The organism is Secundilactobacillus hailunensis (assembly GCF_005405185.1).
GTDB lineage: Bacteria > Bacillota > Bacilli > Lactobacillales > Lactobacillaceae > Secundilactobacillus > Secundilactobacillus hailunensis.
In genome coordinates, this window is the sequence record NZ_BJDO01000045.1 from 1 (window position 1) to 18,904 (window position 18,904).

At 44.0% G+C, this 18,904-nt stretch carries 19 protein-coding genes, 1 tRNA gene and 1 riboswitch; of the genes, 9 read left to right on the forward strand and 11 right to left on the reverse strand.

Annotated features, from left to right (window positions below):
• Nucleotides 1–42: 42 nt before the first annotated feature.
• The 7 genes from FFM73_RS10010 to FFM73_RS10040 all read right to left on the reverse strand — a co-directional run bounded on the left by FFM73_RS10010 (nucleotide 43) and on the right by FFM73_RS10040 (nucleotide 5,923).
• Complete coding sequence (locus tag FFM73_RS10010) at nucleotides 43–672, reverse strand: helix-turn-helix domain-containing protein (RefSeq protein ID WP_137631610.1); 630 nt, start codon at nucleotides 670–672, stop codon at nucleotides 43–45.
• A gap of 24 nt (nucleotides 673–696) precedes the next feature.
• Nucleotides 697–1,029 (reverse strand): metal-sulfur cluster assembly factor, encoded by a 333-nt coding sequence (locus tag FFM73_RS10015; RefSeq protein ID WP_054654335.1) that lies wholly within the window; start codon nucleotides 1,027–1,029, stop codon nucleotides 697–699.
• A gap of 374 nt (nucleotides 1,030–1,403) precedes the next feature.
• Entirely contained in the window at nucleotides 1,404–1,961 is a 558-nt protein-coding gene (locus tag FFM73_RS10020; RefSeq protein WP_137631611.1) for an ECF transporter S component, read from the reverse strand.
• 18 nt (nucleotides 1,962–1,979) lie between these two features.
• A complete protein-coding gene (locus FFM73_RS10025; protein WP_171001273.1) occupies nucleotides 1,980–3,254 on the reverse strand; it encodes an acetylornithine deacetylase in 1,275 nt (424 codons plus the stop codon).
• 88 nt (nucleotides 3,255–3,342) lie between these two features.
• Nucleotides 3,343–3,443: riboswitch (TPP riboswitch) on the reverse strand.
• Between the two features lie 86 nt (nucleotides 3,444–3,529).
• Entirely contained in the window at nucleotides 3,530–4,420 is an 891-nt protein-coding gene (locus FFM73_RS10030; protein ID WP_137631613.1) for a polysaccharide deacetylase family protein, read from the reverse strand.
• Complete coding sequence (locus tag FFM73_RS10035; protein ID WP_137631614.1) at nucleotides 4,401–4,706, reverse strand: hypothetical protein; 306 nt, start codon at nucleotides 4,704–4,706, stop codon at nucleotides 4,401–4,403. The genes FFM73_RS10030 and FFM73_RS10035 overlap by 20 nt, the downstream gene beginning before the upstream one ends.
• A gap of 2 nt (nucleotides 4,707–4,708) precedes the next feature.
• Nucleotides 4,709–5,923 (reverse strand): glycosyltransferase, encoded by a 1,215-nt coding sequence (locus FFM73_RS10040; RefSeq protein WP_137631615.1) that lies wholly within the window; start codon nucleotides 5,921–5,923, stop codon nucleotides 4,709–4,711.
• Nucleotides 5,924–6,264: 341 nt separating this feature from the next.
• Here FFM73_RS10040 and FFM73_RS10045 point away from each other — a divergent pair, with 341 nt between their 5' ends.
• From FFM73_RS10045 to FFM73_RS10055, 3 genes are all read left to right on the forward strand, one after another.
• On the forward strand, nucleotides 6,265–6,936 hold the full coding sequence (locus FFM73_RS10045) for a DUF3862 domain-containing protein (protein ID WP_137631616.1): 672 nt from the start codon (nucleotides 6,265–6,267) through the stop codon (nucleotides 6,934–6,936).
• Between the two features lie 86 nt (nucleotides 6,937–7,022).
• Nucleotides 7,023–7,106: transfer RNA gene (locus FFM73_RS10050), tRNA-Leu, on the forward strand.
• 597 nt (nucleotides 7,107–7,703) lie between these two features.
• On the forward strand, nucleotides 7,704–8,615 hold the full coding sequence (locus FFM73_RS10055; RefSeq protein ID WP_137631617.1) for an AEC family transporter: 912 nt from the start codon (nucleotides 7,704–7,706) through the stop codon (nucleotides 8,613–8,615).
• A 116-nt stretch (nucleotides 8,616–8,731) separates the two neighbouring features.
• Here the strand turns inward: FFM73_RS10055 and FFM73_RS10060 are convergent, their stop codons facing one another.
• The gene (locus FFM73_RS10060) at nucleotides 8,732–9,049 is read right to left on the reverse strand and encodes a hypothetical protein (RefSeq protein ID WP_137631618.1); all 318 of its coding nucleotides are present in this window, start codon (nucleotides 9,047–9,049) and stop codon (nucleotides 8,732–8,734) included.
• Between the two features lie 144 nt (nucleotides 9,050–9,193).
• Between FFM73_RS10060 and FFM73_RS10065 the strand changes: the two genes are divergently transcribed.
• Nucleotides 9,194–9,745 carry a biotin transporter BioY gene (locus FFM73_RS10065; RefSeq protein WP_137631619.1) on the forward strand — a complete coding sequence of 184 codons (552 nt, stop codon included), beginning with the start codon at nucleotides 9,194–9,196 and terminating at the stop codon, nucleotides 9,743–9,745.
• A 130-nt stretch (nucleotides 9,746–9,875) separates the two neighbouring features.
• A complete protein-coding gene (locus tag FFM73_RS10070) occupies nucleotides 9,876–10,340 on the forward strand; it encodes a MarR family winged helix-turn-helix transcriptional regulator (RefSeq protein ID WP_137631620.1) in 465 nt (154 codons plus the stop codon).
• Nucleotides 10,341–10,407: 67 nt separating this feature from the next.
• Here the strand turns inward: FFM73_RS10070 and FFM73_RS10075 are convergent, their stop codons facing one another.
• Genes FFM73_RS10075 through FFM73_RS10085 form a run of 3 tightly spaced genes read right to left on the reverse strand, consistent with a single transcriptional unit; the run spans nucleotide 10,408 to nucleotide 12,014 of the window.
• Entirely contained in the window at nucleotides 10,408–11,115 is a 708-nt protein-coding gene (locus FFM73_RS10075) for a CPBP family intramembrane glutamic endopeptidase (RefSeq protein ID WP_137631621.1), read from the reverse strand.
• Between the two features lie 38 nt (nucleotides 11,116–11,153).
• On the reverse strand, nucleotides 11,154–11,396 hold the full coding sequence (locus tag FFM73_RS10080; RefSeq protein WP_137631622.1) for a hypothetical protein: 243 nt from the start codon (nucleotides 11,394–11,396) through the stop codon (nucleotides 11,154–11,156).
• 21 nt (nucleotides 11,397–11,417) lie between these two features.
• The gene (locus FFM73_RS10085; RefSeq protein ID WP_137631623.1) at nucleotides 11,418–12,014 is read right to left on the reverse strand and encodes a hypothetical protein; all 597 of its coding nucleotides are present in this window, start codon (nucleotides 12,012–12,014) and stop codon (nucleotides 11,418–11,420) included.
• Nucleotides 12,015–12,202: 188 nt separating this feature from the next.
• On the opposite strand from FFM73_RS10085, the gene mscL reads away from it, so the two are divergent.
• The 4 genes from mscL to pgmB all read left to right on the forward strand — a co-directional run bounded on the left by mscL (nucleotide 12,203) and on the right by pgmB (nucleotide 18,668).
• Complete coding sequence (gene mscL, locus FFM73_RS10090) at nucleotides 12,203–12,568, forward strand: large-conductance mechanosensitive channel protein MscL (protein ID WP_137631624.1); 366 nt, start codon at nucleotides 12,203–12,205, stop codon at nucleotides 12,566–12,568.
• 179 nt (nucleotides 12,569–12,747) lie between these two features.
• Nucleotides 12,748–15,045, forward strand: a complete 2,298-nt coding sequence (locus FFM73_RS10095; RefSeq protein ID WP_137631625.1) for a glycoside hydrolase family 65 protein — start codon at nucleotides 12,748–12,750, stop codon at nucleotides 15,043–15,045.
• Nucleotides 15,046–15,254: 209 nt separating this feature from the next.
• A complete protein-coding gene (locus FFM73_RS10100; RefSeq protein WP_137631626.1) occupies nucleotides 15,255–17,972 on the forward strand; it encodes a glycoside hydrolase family 65 protein in 2,718 nt (905 codons plus the stop codon).
• Nucleotides 17,973–17,996: 24 nt separating this feature from the next.
• Nucleotides 17,997–18,668: a beta-phosphoglucomutase gene (pgmB, locus tag FFM73_RS10105; protein ID WP_137631627.1), complete on the forward strand. Its 672-nt coding sequence runs from the start codon at nucleotides 17,997–17,999 to the stop codon at nucleotides 18,666–18,668.
• Nucleotides 18,669–18,904 lie beyond the last annotated feature (236 nt).

The following is an 18,904-nucleotide window of genomic DNA, read 5'->3' on the forward strand; positions in this document are numbered from 1 at the left end:
GAGTGCTGTTCGCTTTTCGAGTTCATACAAAAAGAGCTCTAATCACCAAGTGATTAGAACTCCAATATTTTGTTCACCAACAACAGTTGACGAAGAACCGTTAAAGTAAAGTTTTTCATCCTTTAACACGTTGCGAATAAACGCATGGACTTTCTTAAAGTAGAAGTTAGCGCGGTCCGTTTGTTTGAGCCGGTTATACATCACACCAGAACCAACGTAAACTAGTTGGGTGAAAATGGTTTCGTGGGTTTCATCCAGATCATTTAAAATCTGTGAAAAATCGTACAATACTTCTTCGGGCGGTTGATTGATCAACGCCCCCATCAACCCCCGCAAGTAGTAGAACTGCATTTTTAACAGGATCGAATCTAACTGCTGTTCATCGATCTTTGAGAGGCCCTTTAAAACGCATTGATAATTTTCCATTACAAGATTGCGTTCAAGCGAATCTAAATTTGTCTTGAGCTGATTAGCACTGATCTTATTCGATTCATTTAAATCATCAATGGAGAGGCCAATTCTAGCACAGAGTTTTGATAAAATTTTTAGTGATGGCACGTGGCCGCCACTTTCAAACTTACTCAGTGTCGATTGGGTACAAATCCCCTCACACATTCTGACTTGCGAAATGTGCAGCGATTTACGTCGCTCAACAAATCTTGCAATATCCATTAAAATCAACCCTATCCTTATTGATTACTCATGAATCCCTAAAGCGACCTTAGCAAACCGGCTCATCCGGTCGATACTCCACGCGGGTTCCCAGACCAAATCAATGTCACAGGTGTTGACGCCTTCAACTGAAGTCACCGCTTCGGAAATCGAGTCGGCAAGCAGATTGCCGATTGGACAGCCCATGGTGGTCAAGGTCATGGTGATCACGCAGTTCCCCTTATCATCAACGTTGATCTTGTAGATCAGCCCTAAATTGACCATGTCGATTCCTAATTCTGGATCGATCACATCTTCTAGCGCAGCGAGAACCTTATTTTCAACGGGTGATAATTTCTTATCCACTTCTTCAGACATACGCGTTACCTCCTTGTAAGCGTGCCAAACATTGCTGATCTTTCGGCACTATCACTCAATAACTCTTCTGCTATAAATCATACCATAATTACGACTAAATAATGACGCTTCTAAGTGAAATAGTTACATTTCATGGGCTTTACCCAACTTATTAATGCGTCACCGGCACCTCACCGCTTACTGGTCACTTGAGCATCATTTTGTAAGGGATTTCAAATCAGCCTTAACGGGCCCAACTATTCCCACCATAGTAACACATGACCGCCTGATAATAATCAAAAGAGCTCGCTTAAGTCAGTGCTTAGACGAGCTCTTACATCTATTTAATCTGAAAGTGCCTTAATCCGATCTAAAACCTGCAGTAATTGCACTGACTATTTTTCGGGACCCAGATGGCGTAACGCATGGGCTCTGTCCAACAATTTGAACACACTGTGAACGACGATCGTGCCAAAGAAGATCACTGAGATCAGCCGCACGGTAAATAACGCCATGATCATACCAATGGAATAATGAATGTAGCCGAGTTTAAACAGTTCATAGGTGAACGCCACGATCGTTGTTGTGATCGATGAGGTCAACAGGCTAGCCCAGCCCCAGTTTTTATACCGCCAGATGGCAAATCCCAGTTCACTGCCAATGCCTTGAACGATTCCTGAAAGCAGTGCAGCAATCCCAAAGGTCCCACCAAAGATGACTTCAGCAGCTGACCCCAGTACTTCACCTACAATCGCCGCACCGGGGATCCGGGTCAAATAAATGGCTAAGGGACCCGCCATGATCCAGAGGCCGAACAGAATTTCATTAGCGAAGGGCCCCACGGCCACCGATAAAATGTTGTACAAGTAATCGGTTCCCACAAAGATCGCCCCAAAAATCAACGCAATCATCGTAATCAGAATAATATCTTGAAGATGAAATTGTTTTTTCATTATAAATTTTTCCTTTCGTTACTTAGCCTGTGAGCACCACGTTAATACGAAATCAGCCATGATTTTAGTGTAGTTGATCAACTGCGATAACCGCACCGTTTCGTTATCACTATGCGCCTGCTGCATTTTACCGGGTCCGTAAGTCACCGCTGGAATATGGTAAAAGTCAAACCAGCCGCCATCCGACACCGAGGTGGACATATTGATTGTCGGCGCTTTGCCTAACTGCTGTTCATGACTTTGCTTTAACAGTTGAACTGCCGGTGACGACTGATCGATTGCCAGCGGTGGAAAGATTTCACCCTTATCCACCAGCATGGAATCCCCACCCCAACTGAAAGTGGGTAACGTTTCTTTTAACCAAGGATCAGCTTTGGCAGCTGCCGTCACCGCAGTTTCAATTTCTTGAGTTACCTGTTGAATAGTTTCATTAGGGTAAAAATGCACGGTGATCCACAGCCGGCACTCATTAGCCACAAAGGCTGGGTGAATACCACCTTCAATGTAGGCTGGATTAATGGTATCCGTCCCCGCAGGAAAACCCGGATACTGTTTCGTTACCGCCCAGTAGTGTTCCAGCTTTTGAAGCGCTTCGATCACTACTGGCATCTTCTCCACCATGCTGGCCGCCTTCAAACCGCCGCCAGCGCGTAACATGTTCACCCGGTTACCATCATGATAGGTGTGCAGACTTTTCAGCGTGATCCACCCGGTAACAACACCGCCCTGGCCTTGAAATGCCAGATTACTGGTATCGCCGACAACCGCGAAATCGGCCGTCTCACCCTGTTTCAATAAGGTTTTTGTCCCGGCCTCCCCAGCTTCTTCACCCACGACCGACTGGAATAACAGGTTGCCCGGTAAGTGAATATCTAACTGTTTCAAAAGCTGAAAGAGGTACAAGAAGCAAGCCATTGCCCCTTTCATGTCGCTGACGCCACGGCCATATAGCTGATCACCTTGCTGAACTAACTTAAAGGGATCGGTCTGCCAGCGATCACGATCCGTTAACGCTGCCACATCCACGTGACCGTTCAGCAATAAACTATGATACTGACTGGCTTCACGCCCCTGTAATTTACCTGAAACTAGCGCATCCTGATCGTAGAATGCCTGCTGCTTAACTAAAAAGCCGGCTGCTGTTAACTGTTCCTTCACAAATTTCTGAACGTCCAGCGTGTTTCTAGCGGGTGGCGACACCGTTTGAAACGCCACCAGCTGACGTAAAATAGCCAGTAGGGTGGCTTGCTCCTCATCAATTGCTTGCTGTAACTTGGTGCTTGTACCTAACATTTGCTTCCATCCCTTCATGGTCAACTCAGCCACGAACCTGGATAAACTAAAAAGGCCCTCGAAGCTAAACTTCGAGAGTCCTGTTGTGCACACGTTCAATCAGCTTTCCTACGTGAGTCTTAACTCTCAGGTTCAAAGGGTCTGGCGATTGCCATCTCAGCTCCATCAAGAGCACCCCTAGCTTGTGGTTCTATCATGTCATAGTTAGTTGACGAATGCAAGTAAAAATAAAAAACCACCCTTGCAGGTGATTTTTCATTGTGGCTTTATTCAACTTACTTTTCAAGCCAATGGGCAATGCTCGGCCAACTGTTCTTAGTAACAATCATTCGTGGCGCCAATTGGAGATCACTCTCACTAGTCACGATTCCGTTATTCAAAGTGTAGATCACCTTTAATTCAGGCTGATGCAATAAGAAATTTTGAACGATTGGTGTCCCGCTGCCGTACGGATAAGTAAAAATTGGCGACTTCTGTCCGGTCTTTTGCTTCATTACTTTTTGACTAGTGGCATAATCGCTAGTAAATTTGGAATAATTCTTCTTTAAGTTAAACGCCGGTGTCCCCTTAACCAAATAATGCATATGATTGGTATGGACGCCTAACGTCATTTTGGAACCTGCCGATCGACGTAATTTTAAGATCTGCGGCCAAGTCGCCAACTGTTCACCGCCAATGTAATTACCGGTACTCCCAGTAATAATTGAAGCGGTAAAGGGATAACCATAGTGTTTCATCACGGGAGCCGCATTTTCAGTCATCGTGCGATCGATATCATCGAAGGTCAATACAACGTACTTCCCGTGAATCGGCTGATTATTTTTCAGCATCTTAGCCATTTGAGCGGTTGAAATGACTTTAATGTGGTGCTGCTGCAAAAAGTGCATTTGTTTTTTAAATTCAGAAAGGTTCACATTATAAACGTGAAGCTGATTATTGGGAGTAAGTGCCTCCACGCTTTTAACCATCATATCGTTATTATTTAAAATCCGGTGGTAACAAAACACCATAATGCCGTTTTTGATAGTGGCATCCCTACTCGTCAGCGCATAGTTTTCCCGGGTACCCAATTCAAACTTAGTACTCTTGCGGACGTTAACAGCAATCAAGCCAATAAACACAACGATTATAATGCCTAACAACCACTTACGCATTGTCTTTGTCATTTGCTGCCGCCTTCCGTTTGAGATTTCGAATATGAATGATGCTATACAGTGCAACTAGACCGCCAATGATAATAATCAGGTAGCCTAATAACTTATAGAGGTGAAATGAAAGGTTGAACAGTGAGTAATTCACAACCAATGCATCCGAATAGATACCAAAAATAAAGCAGACATTAATGGCTAATACGTAGATGGCAACGACCCACAATAAAATGAGCAGGATCATCCGTCGTATGCGCGATGCCAAGGAAGTCTTCTTACGAATAACTAACTTATCTTTATCCATCTTTAGACCCCCCGATCTGGGCTGGCCCAGGTTCCCTTACGCTTGGGATCAAGGAAAAATGACCCTAGGGCCGTAATACAGCTGACTAGGTTAACTGCCCAATAGAAAATAAAGTACATCGGTAAAAGCAAGAGATCTTGCCAGTCAATATAGCCCTGACGCTGAGAACTGGTAAATCCAATGATAAATTGAACAATACTGATCAGGGTTAAAACAAATAGAATACCGCCGTCTAAAATGAGGGCGTGGGCAAAGATCATGGTAAAGAAATACAGTACGATCATGAAAAAGCAGCTCAACGCCCAGAGATTACTGATTACCATATCGATCAGCAACCACTGTTCGGCTAGCTTGCCAGTAAAAATCAGCTGCCGGTTACGAATCAAAACCTCCAAACCGCCACGAGCCCAACGGCGACGCTGACGAATCAAGGCTTTTAAATGTTCCGGCACCAAGATCCAAGACACCGCCTGCGGGCAATAAGCGACACGCCATTGATGCGAATAGAGCTTCCAAGTCATATCAATGTCTTCAGTTAGCGCCTCAACCGTCCAGCCTTTAACCTGCTTAATCGCTTGCTTGCGATACACCACGATCACACCAGAAACCGTTGTGATGTGGCCCGTAATAAAGGACTGTCCCCGCTTAATGATGTCAATGATCCCGATGTATTCCAGCAACTGCAGCCGTCCAAGCAGCGTTGTCCGGTTACGAACAACTGGCCGACCGGCAACTGCTCCAACTTTGGGATCATTATACAGGGGTAACATCATGTGTTTCAAAGCCTTCTGATCAATGTAAGAATCAGAATCCAGACACAGTAAGTATTCACCGGCTGCACTTTTTAGACCAACGTTTAGTGCATTAGCTTTACCGCCATTTTTGACGATCGGTACCACTTTAACTGGAAATTGAGACTGGTACTGTTTCTGCAAGTCATACATGACCGACAGCGTTTGATCAGCACTGCCGTCATCAATTAAAATCAGCTCCAGATTGTGATACGTCAAATTAGCTACTGATTCAACCACTTCATGTAATGTCGCTTCCTCATTATGAGCTGGAATCAAAACCGAAACTAATTGCTCTGGTTCCCCTTTACCAGGTTTTTTTAAAGGAATTTGGCGTTGCTGCACACCAAAAAAGATTGCACCCATGATCCATACAAGTGAAACGATCATGGGGTACAAAACTACAAATCCACTGAGTATATTCATCTAAAAACTCCCCTGGCGATATTCTCGCCGCTATCTAGCAATTTGTTCAAATTGCTAAGTCAATCCACAAATATGTAAATTTACACATCATCTTTCACATTGTACTGGGGCAATACTAACCCGTCAACACTTGTTCTCCTATCAGTTTCCAGATAACCGCTATCAATGTTGGTCAATACCAATAATGTAACCGTACCCATGCTCTTAATTTATAAAAGTTAAGAATTACTTAACTTCCGCGTCTACAAACGTACACAACAGACTTGTGAGTTCCTCTAGATTGTGAGAAGATGGTTTTCGATAACTAATGTTTAAATTAGATATGGTATTTTGGAGGAATCATGATTATAAAAAAGTTCCTGATGGCACTTCTGACACTAACTGCCGGTCTATCGCTGACCGCGTGCAGCAATCAGCCATCTAAGTCAGCCAGTGCAATTACTCATTCACACTCAGGACTGCTCGCTCAAACGTCCAGTTCAAAAGAAAGCACCTACCAAAAGTCTGCTTCTTCAACTAAGCAAACCGTGATGGGCAAATTTGACCAAATTAAAACTGGTAATGGCGGTAATTCAAGAGCTCAGGTCTTCGCCATCATGGGAAACCCTGATAAAACGTCTCAAAACACAAACAAGGGTTCAGATAAAGGGTCTACAGTCTACACTTGGAATCGTTCGTCGCAAAGCACCATTAGTATCGATATTGTAAAGGGCCGGGCTGTTTCTAAAAATCGCTTTCAGGTTTATCCTTCAGCTAAACTCACATCCGTACAATATCAACGGATCAATAAGCACGACCACCTCCTCGCGGTAAAAAAACAACTAGGTTCACCGGCAGAAGAAATGGTCATAGGTAAGAAGGGACCTTACAGTTCTCAAACCATCGTCTATCTAGCTAAAAACAAGCAGAAATCGTATACGTTTAACTTTGTTGATCAACGATTAACCGATAAAACTGCTTCGACCTCAAACGACCAAACTGCTAAATCTCAGAAGACGACCCGTATTAATTAATGCCATTTGCAAGAAAATGTAAAAAGCCTGTATAAAATTACTTTACAAACCCCCTCAAAATAGTGTATGATTATTTCTGTTGTGATGCCCCGGTGGCGGAACTGGCAGACGCGCAGCGTTCAGGTCGCTGTTTGGGCAACCAAGTACAGGTTCGAATCCTGCTCGGGGCATAATAATAACTATAGGAATACCGTTAAATTAACGTTTAGCGGTGTTCCTATTTTTTTGCCCATTGAGAAAAACTAAATCATTCTCCTTATCTGATATATATAGGAAACTGACAACTAGTTTATCGTTGCAACACGTCATTTGGCGGAAAATACACTATCACAAAAGATGCCTAACTCTGAGTGACCAATTCAAATGAATTGGTCATTTTTTTATTTTGTATGTAAATTCAGTTTTATTCTAATTTAATTTTAATTGTAAATATCTTCTATATTGATTATTAAAGCCTCAAAAACATCCTTTTACTGTTTTTCATCATTACTAAATTCCATTCAGCGTTTTTATTTATGCTCTATTTCAATTTAATCGTTGATTAATAAACGTTCGTAGTACCCCATTTAAATCGTCAAATGGTAAATTATTTTATTTTTTCTAACTTAATTTAAATGGCTAAGTAACCCTACTGCAACGGGCAACCCCCTACTAATCGTTTATCATTAAAATAAAATTAGAACACTGAATATTTAATCATCATATTGTAATTAAACGCAAGTGGCTTATAATTTAACATTAACAACTTAGGGGAGATGTTTAATGCTATGTTACAGACACTTTTATTTGCTTTATTACCCATTATTGTCACCATTGCTTTAGGCTACTTTGCCACTGCCCGCCACTACTTTGGTGATCAAGACAGCCGGATGCTCGTTCGCCTGGTCATGAATTTCATGCTGCCACTGAGCGTTTTTTCTGGAATTTGGAGCACACCGCGCAAAATCATCATTAAAGATATTCCATTAGCCACCTGGCTGCTGGTTAGTATCATTGGCTGTTACCTCATTTTTTTAGTCATTTACCGGTATCTATTCCATACCAACCTACATATCGCATCACTTCGAGCCATGTCAGTTTCCGACCCTTCCGTTCCCTTTATCGGCTCCGCTATTCTGCCCTTAATTTCCGGTAATTCGCTTAGTGCGATCACCATTGGCGTCTGCACCCTGATCATCAACATCATCATGCTCCCAATGGTTTTCGGGGCACTCAGCCAAGGTCAATCCTTAGGTGCGCGCATTATCAGTACCTTACGTAAACCACTGGTGGCTTCCGCATTGCTGGGATTTATTTTAGCCTTACTGGGGTGGCAAATGCCCCCAGAACTTGCGGGTTCGTTTGAATTACTGGGCAAAGGTGCCGGCGGTTTAGCCATCTTTGCCACTGGAATCATTTTATTTACCCGTAAAATTTTGGTTAACCGGGTCATTGTGACTACCGTTATTTCAAAGAATATTGTGTTTCCAGTCGTGATCTGGGGTCTGATGTTGTTGATCCACGCCCCTTCTGAATTACAGCGAATCGTCGTTTTGACCTTGGCCATTCCAACCGCCACGATGCCCACCAGCTTGGCGATTCAGTTTAAAGTCAACGAATCTGAATTGGCCTCAACGCAATTCTGGAGCACCGTTTGTTCGTTTGTTACCTTAGCCGCGTTCTTAGTCGCGCTTGGTTAAAAGTTCTCAACAAATAACCAGCATAGTAACCTTCTTCCCTATATTTAGGAAACCAATTACTATGCTGGTTATTTGTTGGCTATTGAATTAGAAAATCGGTTTTATAGTTGACGACCTCATTTATGGCTGTCATTCGTCTGGTCATCTTTGGCTGTTTTTTTCGGCAATGCGATCACGGTGCCATAACCGTGGACCACGAGAAACTTTGGTGCAACGCTCATCCGCACGACCTCAGTGTTGAACGAGACGTCCACTACTCCGTCACCATTGCGCTTTTGTGCTTGTTCAAACAGTTTTTGCTTGGCTTGATCAAACAAGTCATCAAACTTTGAGAATTCATCCGGCCTTTCCGAACTCAGCATCGTAGAAACCGTCACGGCAATCACGCCCTTAATAATATGGGCCTGATTAAAACTACCGGTTGACATAAACATTTTACCAACCCCTCTTTCATTAATTATACCGAATTTGATGATTCAGCGCAGGACTTCATAGAAAAAGCTGAAAAAGCTCATCTTAATGCTTGACTATTTCCAGTTTATGCTATAATTTTAATATCCTTTGTTTGGAGGTTCATGATGAACTCAAAGCACACTTTGCTCAGTTGGATCCTCGCAAGTCAATTTGCGGCTATTCTGGTCGTCTGTTCTAAGCTGACCATTCCGCTAGGACCAATTCCGCTCACTGGTCAAACACTTGCTGTGGGCATTATCGCTTCACTTTTAACCGTCAGAACTGCCCAAAAGGCCATCTTTTTATATTTGCTGCTGGGTTTGATCGGCCTACCAGTCTTCGCTGGTAGTGCCACCAGTTTGGCTGCCCTATTCGGTCCAACGGCTGGTTATCTGTGGGGCTTCTTCCTCTACGTGACGCTCACTGGCTGGTGGTTACGATTGTGGCGTAAAACCACCGTTAACCTACTGACTGCTAACTTATCTGGCGCCATCTTCCAATTAATACTGGGCAGTGTCTGGCTAACCGTTAGCAATCAGTTAAGTCTGACTGCTGCTTTTCTAACCGGCTTTCTGCCCTTCTTGATACCGGCCGTCATTAAAGTGATCCTAGTCGTTGCCATCGTCCAACTGGTACAGCAACGGGTGTCGTTACCCTTAGGACGCGGGACAAATTAATCACATAAATGCGATACTAATTACGTCAACTTTATAGACAAATTAGCCATAACACGCTAAAATAATAGCGACAAAGCAATTTAGTTGCACACGATTAATCATCTGCAATACTCGAAAGGAAGGTTTCCATATGCCTAACTCAACGCCACGCCGATTAGACGATCAGCTGTGCTTCGCCTTTTATAGCGTCAGTAAAAAATTTAATCATTTCTATCAGGATGCTTTAAAACCGTTTCACCTGACTTACCCGCAGTACATTACTTTATTAGCCCTTTGGGAAACGTCACCCATGACTGTTCGTGAACTTGGCAGTCACTTAAACCTTGATAGCGGCACATTGACCCCGCTGCTAAAACGATTAGAAAAACAGGGTTGGATCTCACGCAAGCGTAGCGATCAAGATGAGCGTCAGGTCAACGTGACCCTGACTGATTACGCGCTGCAAAAACGCGATGAAGTCTATGCTCGCGTCAATAGCTGTGTCGACCTCATCTCATTTGATAACATGGACTACCAGCAATTTTTAGGCGGTATTCACCAAGTCATGGATGAACTGGATACGATCAGTGATAAGAATCTTATTCACGAATCTTAATTAATATGACATTAAAAAGGCTTTGACATCGGCGACCATTCTCCGTGTCAAAGCCCTTTTGCTGTCGTCAGTGAATCATGGCTGCCATTCCAACCATGGCAATTAAGTTATTTAACATATGCAACCCAATTGAAGCCGCCAAATTGTTGGTGCGGCGATACGTGTAAGCCAAAAAGCAGCCTAACGTCATGTAGATCAAATAACTGATGATCGTGGTACTGGCATGGGCCAACGAAAAGAAGATTACGCTCACCACAATAGGTAGCCAAAAGCTCTCCGGTTTAAAGAAGGCATTCATGAGATACCCTCGAAACAGTAACTCCTCGGCAATGGGCGACAGAAAAATACCGGAAAACATCAACAGATAAAAAATCCAGTGATCACTGGCCAGTAGGTACCTAATCGCCTCATTATTAGCGGTCTGTGTTTGGTGAAAGAGACTGCGATTAGCCCAGTTTAAAACCATTTCAATAGCAATTGCACCAACAAACGCAATCACGATCAGCTGAATATCGCTCAGTGTTGGCCAATGCCAGTATGAGTGGTTGGTCACTTGTTTCATACTGTAATTTAAAGCCAGAATAATGACGATAAAACCACCAATATAAAGCACCGCAAACAAACTGCGCAGCAAGATTTGGCTCTGAGCTGCCTTGCGGACCCATAAAAGCACCACTGGTACTGCTTCGATCGCAACAAAAAACGTTGCAAATAATAAAATCCGTGTAAATATTGATGGTTTTGCCGGATCACTTGGAAGTTTAAGCTGCTGCATATTGCCACTCCTGTTCTATGTAAAGTCAGTCAGCAAGATCAATGCTGGCTTTTCTCGTTATTTTGTTCAGCCTTTTTGGCAGCTTTATTCCGTAAAGCTTTTGGCCGATAGATCAGCAACAGGTACAAGATGGTCACTAAAACCATCGAAACTAGCCAAGCAATCAACCAGGTAACAATGGTCCCCACGCTGGTGGGTGCCCAATTGCGAGTCAAATACACCGTGCTGCCAATGATCACTACTGGCAGTAAAACCATTAAAAAATAAGCTAACCCCTTCAAGTGAAAACCTCGGTTTCTAAATTAATGAAAATCCTGTGACATATAGCGTTCCAAAATAGCCGTCATGCCATAAGTCTTGAAACTGCCGACCTCAACATAATTCAAATCAGCGTAGGCTAACTTAACCTGCCACCGCGCTTTTAAATCAGTCGGTTCGACTTCATTGAGCTGCAGCTTATCGTGTTTTAAAGACGCAATAAAGCCAGTATAAGTTTTTTCGCTGCGCCCTGGATGAATGCCGAGACTAACGACCTGGTCAGCCTTAAACGCCCACCTTAAAGTAGCTTTCAAAATGGAATGCTGACTGAAATCAACGTAACTTAATAATTTTTCAACGTGCCAAACATCATCATAATGCTGTTTGCAGGCCAGTGCAATGATGGCCATCAGTGATTTTAGATAATCAGATTCCGTTATCAGCTTGGAAATCGTCTTCATCCGAATGACAATCGCGCCATCCGTCGCCCCATTTTGATTTACTCGCTTAAATAACACGAACTTTTTATCCAGTGCAATCACGTTGCCAGCTAAGAAATGATCCTCATCACCGTACCGAAAGATGGCCACCAAACGGCCATCTTCTTGGGCAGCTGATAATTGTTCTCGAATTGTTTCCATTATGCTTATCCTCCATGTAAAACATCGATCAGGTCCACTGTTTGCCAACTTCAACTTACTGCTGTGATTTAAAGGTAGCAAGTTTAAAACAATAGTTCAAGCAAATAGTCGCCAAACTGCATTTTTATTGCACAACCAGTGCTAAATTCGCTATGATTAAGGTATCAAATTGGACTGAGGTGAACCCTATGTTAAAAGAGTTTAAAGCCTTTATTACCCGCGGTAACGTTGTCGATCTAGCGGTCGGTGTCATTATCGGGGCGGCCCTCACATCAATCGTCACGTCGTTAACAAAGAACCTGATCAATCCGCTGATCGGACTGTTTATTGGTAAAATTGATCTCTCCGGTTTAGTTTTCACCGTTGGCAGCGCCCATTTCCGCTATGGACTGTTCATTGATTCGATCATCAACTTTCTGATTATTGCACTGGTCGTTTTTCTCATGGTTAAACTCATCAATCGACTAATGCCCCGCACTGAAAAAGCGACTCCCGCACCTTCTGCTTCCGAAACCTACTTAAAAGAGATCCGCGATTTACTTAAAAATAAGTAATCTCAAATCTAAAGAAACGACCTGAGCCGTAACGCGTTTAGGTCGTTTTTTAGGTTCCAACTCTTACGTTAGCCACCCAATTTAACAACCATAATACATTTTCTAAATAAGGGTTAACATCGCAATCCTTTGCCTTATAATGAGCGTAAATTATTAATTGATGAATTGGAGATAAATAAATGGACGAAAACAATACCTTTCAGCTTCACTTGCAAAAACTCGCACACCAAGACGAAAAAACCTTTGAAACGATCTACACCGTGGGTAACGGTCATTTTGGCGTCCGTGCGTCCAACCCACTACAAGGCAATAACAGCCACTACCCCGGTCAGCCAGGGATGTTCGTGAATGGTTTTTACGATTTGACCCAGCTGTCGTATGGTGAAAATTACTCTGGCTACGCGCAAAATTCCCAAACCATTTGTCAGGTACCGGATCCGCGGTTCATTATCTTTGAAGTCGATGGCGTCCGTTCTGATGAAACCCCGTATAACGTTAAATCAGTCGATAAGAACCTAGATATGCGAACCGGCGTTTTAATGGACATTTTTGACGTTAAGACGCCAACCAACAAGCAGTTCCGTTTAACACTGCAATCCTTTGCCTCCCACGCTGATAAGCGCTTATTTGTGATCAGGTACAGTGTTTCAGCACTGAATTTTACCGGCCCAATCACCGTTATTAAACAGCACCCTTACATCAAACAGCAGATCCAGTCAAACACCACTGATATGCGCGCTTCTCAGCGGCAAACCGTCTTAGACCGAACGTTTATTCAAAGTAAACTGCCGATCATGATGATCAGTACCCGCAAAAGTCAGTTAGCGTTGATCGTCGCTCAGCAGGCCTTAAGCGATAATCCGATGACCGTCACGATGCTCGACGACCTGCCAAGCTATAGCAAAACCTTTGATTTCACTCAGGGGATGTCCCAAAGTTTCAGTTTTGCCTATGCCATTAGCTACCCTCGCCCGCTTTTAAAAGCCACCCTGTCGCAGCCGGCCATTGCCGCTTCAGCTGAAAAACGGCTGGCAAACAAATCCTTTAAGCAGCTCTTAGACGATTCGGCAGCCAAGGTGGACCAATTTTGGGAAAATAGCGATATTGAATTGACCGGTGATGACGCGCTGGCTAAGGGGATTCGGTTCAACCTGTTTCACCTGTATCAAGCAGCTGGCGGTGACGGGATGACTAGTATTCCAGCCAAGGGGCTGACCGGTCCCAGTTACGAAGGCCACTTCTTCTGGGACGCTGAAATGTTCATGCTGCCGTTTTTTATCTATACCGAACCGAAAATGGCTCGGCAGCTTCTGCTCTACCGTTACCATACGTTGCCTCAAGCACAGCACCGGGCACGTGAAATGGGTGTTCATAACGGGGTCATGTTCCCCTGGCGGACGATCAACGGTGAAGAATCCAGCAGTTACTACCCGGCCGGTACTGCGCAAGTTCATATCAATGCCGATATTGCCTATGCCATCGACACCTACGTACGGGTCACAGGCGACACTGATTTTCTGATCGACTACGGCTATGAGATCATCGTCAAGACTGCCCGTTTCTGGCTGGCATACGGTCACTGGGCAACCGATGACGCCCACGCCGGTAAGTTTGTGATCAACGACGTCACCGGACCCGACGAATACACCGCGATGGTTAGCAACAATTATTTTACGAATCGCATGGCGCAAAATAATTTGAGTATTGCTGTCAAATACTTTAATCAAATCAAGCACAGTCACCCAGAAAAATTAGTCGAATTAAACGTTACCGACGAAGAAGTCGCCCAGTTCAATCACGCTGCTGACGAGATGTACCTGCCCTATGACGAAAAGTTAAAAATCAAAAAACAAGATGACCTATCCACTAGTAAGCCGGTTTGGCCCATTAAGGAAACGCCACGTAACCTATTTCCGCTATTACTGCACTTTCACCCCATGACGATCTATCACTATCAGGTCAATAAACAGGCCGATACCGTCATGACCGATTGCCTGTTTCCAAAGGATCAAGACGCAGCTCAGCTAAAACGCGATTTTGATTACTACGAAGCCATTACCGTTCATGACTCATCGCTTTCCCGCGCGATTTTCGGTATCCTAGCCCACCGGCTTCACCACGCCGACGATGCCTACGACTACTTTATGCAAACGGTCATGATGGATCTGAGTAACTCACAAGGTAACACCGGCGATGGGGTGCACGCCGCCAACATGGGCAGTACCTGGCTCAGCTTAATTTACGGGTTTGCTGGTCTGGGACTAGAAAAAGAGAGCTTCAACCTATCACCAGAACTGCCAGCAGCTTGGAACTGTCTGCGCTTTCGCATCTGGTTTCACGGCCGTCAGATTGAGATCACCATTACCCAGCCTGCGGTCTCGGTCAAGTTATTATCCGGTCAGCCCTTGCAATTTTACTTTAAACACAAACCCTTTAAGTTAACTCAAGACCGCCTTGTGAATCAATTTTTAAAGTAGCCTTAAGCCAATGAAGCTTATCATCACACCAATCAGCCCTTTTCTTGTATTAATTGATCATTGCTAAATAATAATCAAAATGGTAACAAATCCCTTAAACGTAAGGGATTTACGATTTTCTTGAGACGTGTTATTTGCGATATTTCTAGCAAAACTTTATCATTAAGTTATGAGGCATTTAGCATTACTCATAGAAAAGAGGACTGATTATGAGAACAATTGCACTACGAGTCAAACAGGATTCCATGGAACTGCTGTACTCTGAAAAGGACAATCAAGCCCCTTTCAGAAATTTCATTATCACCTATAATCCTGAACAGTCAATTGGCGATAATCTGGAGAAGATCAAGGTCGTGCTGGCCGGTTTAAAAATCGATGCTGCCGTCCTTTTAAATTCCCTAGAGTACGAATTTTCGGATACGATCATCGGCATTAATCATAATCGCATCGATATCGGGTTAGCATTAACCAACATGTTAAACATCCCCGTTGTGTCACAGGGCGATGTTGACCGCAACGGCCTGGTAAAAGCCGTTAAACATAAGGAGCACTATAATGAATGGCACTTAGACTACTTCGGTGAATACGAGAAGAAGCGTAATTACGGTCAAGAAGCCATGCTGACCGTTGGTAACGGTTATTTTGGCCTGCGTGGCGCCTACGTAGAATCACACGCTGATGCGGATAATTATCCCGGTACGTACGTTGCTGGCGTCTATAACCAATTAACCACTAAGATTGGTGACCATAACGTCACTAATGAAGACTTGGTCAACCTCCCCAACGCCCAATTCATGACGTTTGGGGTCGATGGTCAAGCACCCTTTACGATCAATAAAAAAGACATCCAAGACATCTACCGTAGTCTGGATCTTAAACACGGTGTGCTGAGAACAGCCATGAACGTCCAGCTCTCAACTGGTCATGATCTGTCCATCGTCGCGACCAAAGTGGCCAATATGAAGAACTGGCACGACTATGCGATTCACTACGCGGTGACGCCGTTAAACTTTAGCGGGTCTTTGCAAATTTATTCCGAAATTGACGGCAACGTTACTAACGGCAACGTTGAACGCTACCAAGATTTCGACCAGCACCACTTACACATCACTGGCATGAGTTCGCGTGAAGACGAAATGTACATGACCGGTGAAACCAAAAACTCCCACATTCAATTTGTTGTTGGGAGTAATTTGCGTGAGCTGAAACAAAAAAGACAGCCACAAATTAAGGTCAATAACCAAGAAAACCGGCTGCAGCAAGTTCTTTCAACGGATGTCAGCGTTCACCAAACTTACGAGTTTGAAAAAAACGTCACCATCTACACCGACCGGGAAACACCAGCTGAATCACTGATCGATAAAGTCAATCAAGATATGCAAAAGAGTTCTTATGAACAGACCGCTAAACAAAGCGAAGATTACTGGAAGAACGCCTGGAACAATCTTGATATTAAGATCGACACGGATATCACCAGTCAAAAATTGACCCGGGTAAACCTATTTCACACCATGGTCTCAGCCGCTGCGGTTGGTTCTGGTAAACTGGACGCTTCAGTGGGTGCCCGTGGTCTTCACGGTGAAGCCTACCGGGGCCACGTCTTCTGGGACGAAATGTTTGTCCTGCCATTTTACACGCTGCATTACCCGACATTGACCAAACAGCTGCTCATGTATCGTTACCGGCGTCTGGATGCGGCCAGGGCCTATGCTAAGCAGGAAAATTACGAAGGCGCTATGTATCCTTGGCAATCAGGTGAAACTGGTGATGAACAGTCCCAGTTCCTGCATTTAAACCCAATTACCCATCAGTGGGATCCCGACAACAGCCGCCTGCAGCGACACGTATCTCTGGCGATTGCTTACAACGTCATTAACTACACGCAAGTTTCCGGCGATCATGAATTCATGGATAAATATGGTCTGGAAATGCTGTTATCGATTGCTAAATTCTGGATCAGTGCGACCACCTATGATCCTAAGGAAAAGCGTTACAGCATCTCACACGTCATGGGTCCTGATGAATTCCATGAAAACTATCCTAACGCCGATGAACCAGGCCTCACGAACAATACTTATACCAATATTATGGTGGCTTGGTTATTCAACTACCTGGTTGAATTACAGCCACAAGTTCCGAAGAACACTTTCAAGAACGTTCAAAAGAAGAGCGAATTTGATGATTCACTCTTCGATAAAATGACGGATATTTCACATAAATTAAAGCTTGATATCAACAAAAACGGCATTATGGCCCAGTTCGAAGGCTACTTCGATTTGCCAACCCTAGACTTCGATGCTTACCGGCGCAAGTATGGTGATATTTCCCGGATGGACCGGATCTTGAAGGCTGAAGATAAAACCCCAGATGCTTATCAAGTTGCCAAGCAGGCTGATACGCTAATGGCCTACTATGTCTTAAATATTAAAGAAGTTGACCACATTCTCGATCAATTGGGGTATCATTTACCTAAGGAATATCTCACCAAGAATATTCAGTACTATTTGAACCGGACGACACACGGATCGACGCTTTCACGGATCGTTTATTCCGTACTGACCGAAATGGACGACAACATGGATCAGTCATGGTCACTGTTCAGTCAAGCCCTGTTCTCTGACTACTACGATATTCAAGGCGGGACAACTGCTGAAGGCATTCACCTGGGTGTCATGGGTGCGACCTTAATGATCGAGACCCGTAACTACGGCGGTGTCGATAGTTTGGGCCGGGAGATCAACCTGCACCCTAACCTACCAGCTAAGTGGACCTCAATTACCTTTAAACAGTTCATCCGCGGTCACTGGTATAACTTCATGATCACTCAGTCTCAGATTCACGTCACGGCCGATGCAGATTCCACCGTTCAATTCAAGAATAAACCAGTTGAATTGAAAGCTAACCAAGAAAAGGTCATTGATTACTAAATTAAACTAATAGGAGTGGTTCATATGGCAACATTCAAGCAGATCAAGGGTTTCGTGTTCGATTTAGACGGTGTCATTACTGATACGTCACTGTATCACACCAAAGCATGGCGGCAATTAGCTGAAAAACTCGGTGTCACTTGGAATAAAGATCTGGAGGAAGGTCTGAAGGGGATTTCTCGGATGGACTCCTTAGAGCTGATTTTAAAGACTGGCGGTAAGCAAAACGACTATTCACACGATGAAAAAGTTGCGTTAGCCACCGAAAAGAACACTAACTACGTTCACGAGATCAAGCAGATGACCCCAGACAACATTTTGCCTGGTATCAAAGATTTTCTGGACGACCTACGTGACAAGGGCTACTTGATCTCGTTAGCCTCCGCATCCAAGAACGGTCCCACCGTCTTGAAGCAACTGCAACTCACCGACTACTTTCCTAAAGTCGTTGATCCAGCAACTCTTTCGAAGGGTAAGCCGGATCCTGAGATCTATACTAAGGGTGCCGAATTACTGGGCTTAGCCCCAGAAGCCTGCATCGGTGTTGAAGATGCCGCTGCTGGTATTCAGGCCATCAACGCCGCTAACGAAACATCAGTTGGCATTGGAAGTGCTAATACCCTGTCAGCTGCGGACGTTCGCTTTGACGATACCGCACAGATGACTCTGGCTAACATCGAAAAGGCAATGGACTAGTTATCATTGAAGTTGTTTGAGCATCAAAAAAGGTAACATTATTCGCTCACTTGGAGCTGAATAATGTTACCTTTTGATTTACCATAAATTAGTTTCTGGGTCTCAACCCATCCATCAAGAATTCACAAACTTCATCCGTAAGCACACTATAACCGAACGTCTATGAATGCGTCTAACGGCGCAGTATGATCACCTTATCAATTATGATGAGGTGATTTTTTATGACTAAGCTTCAA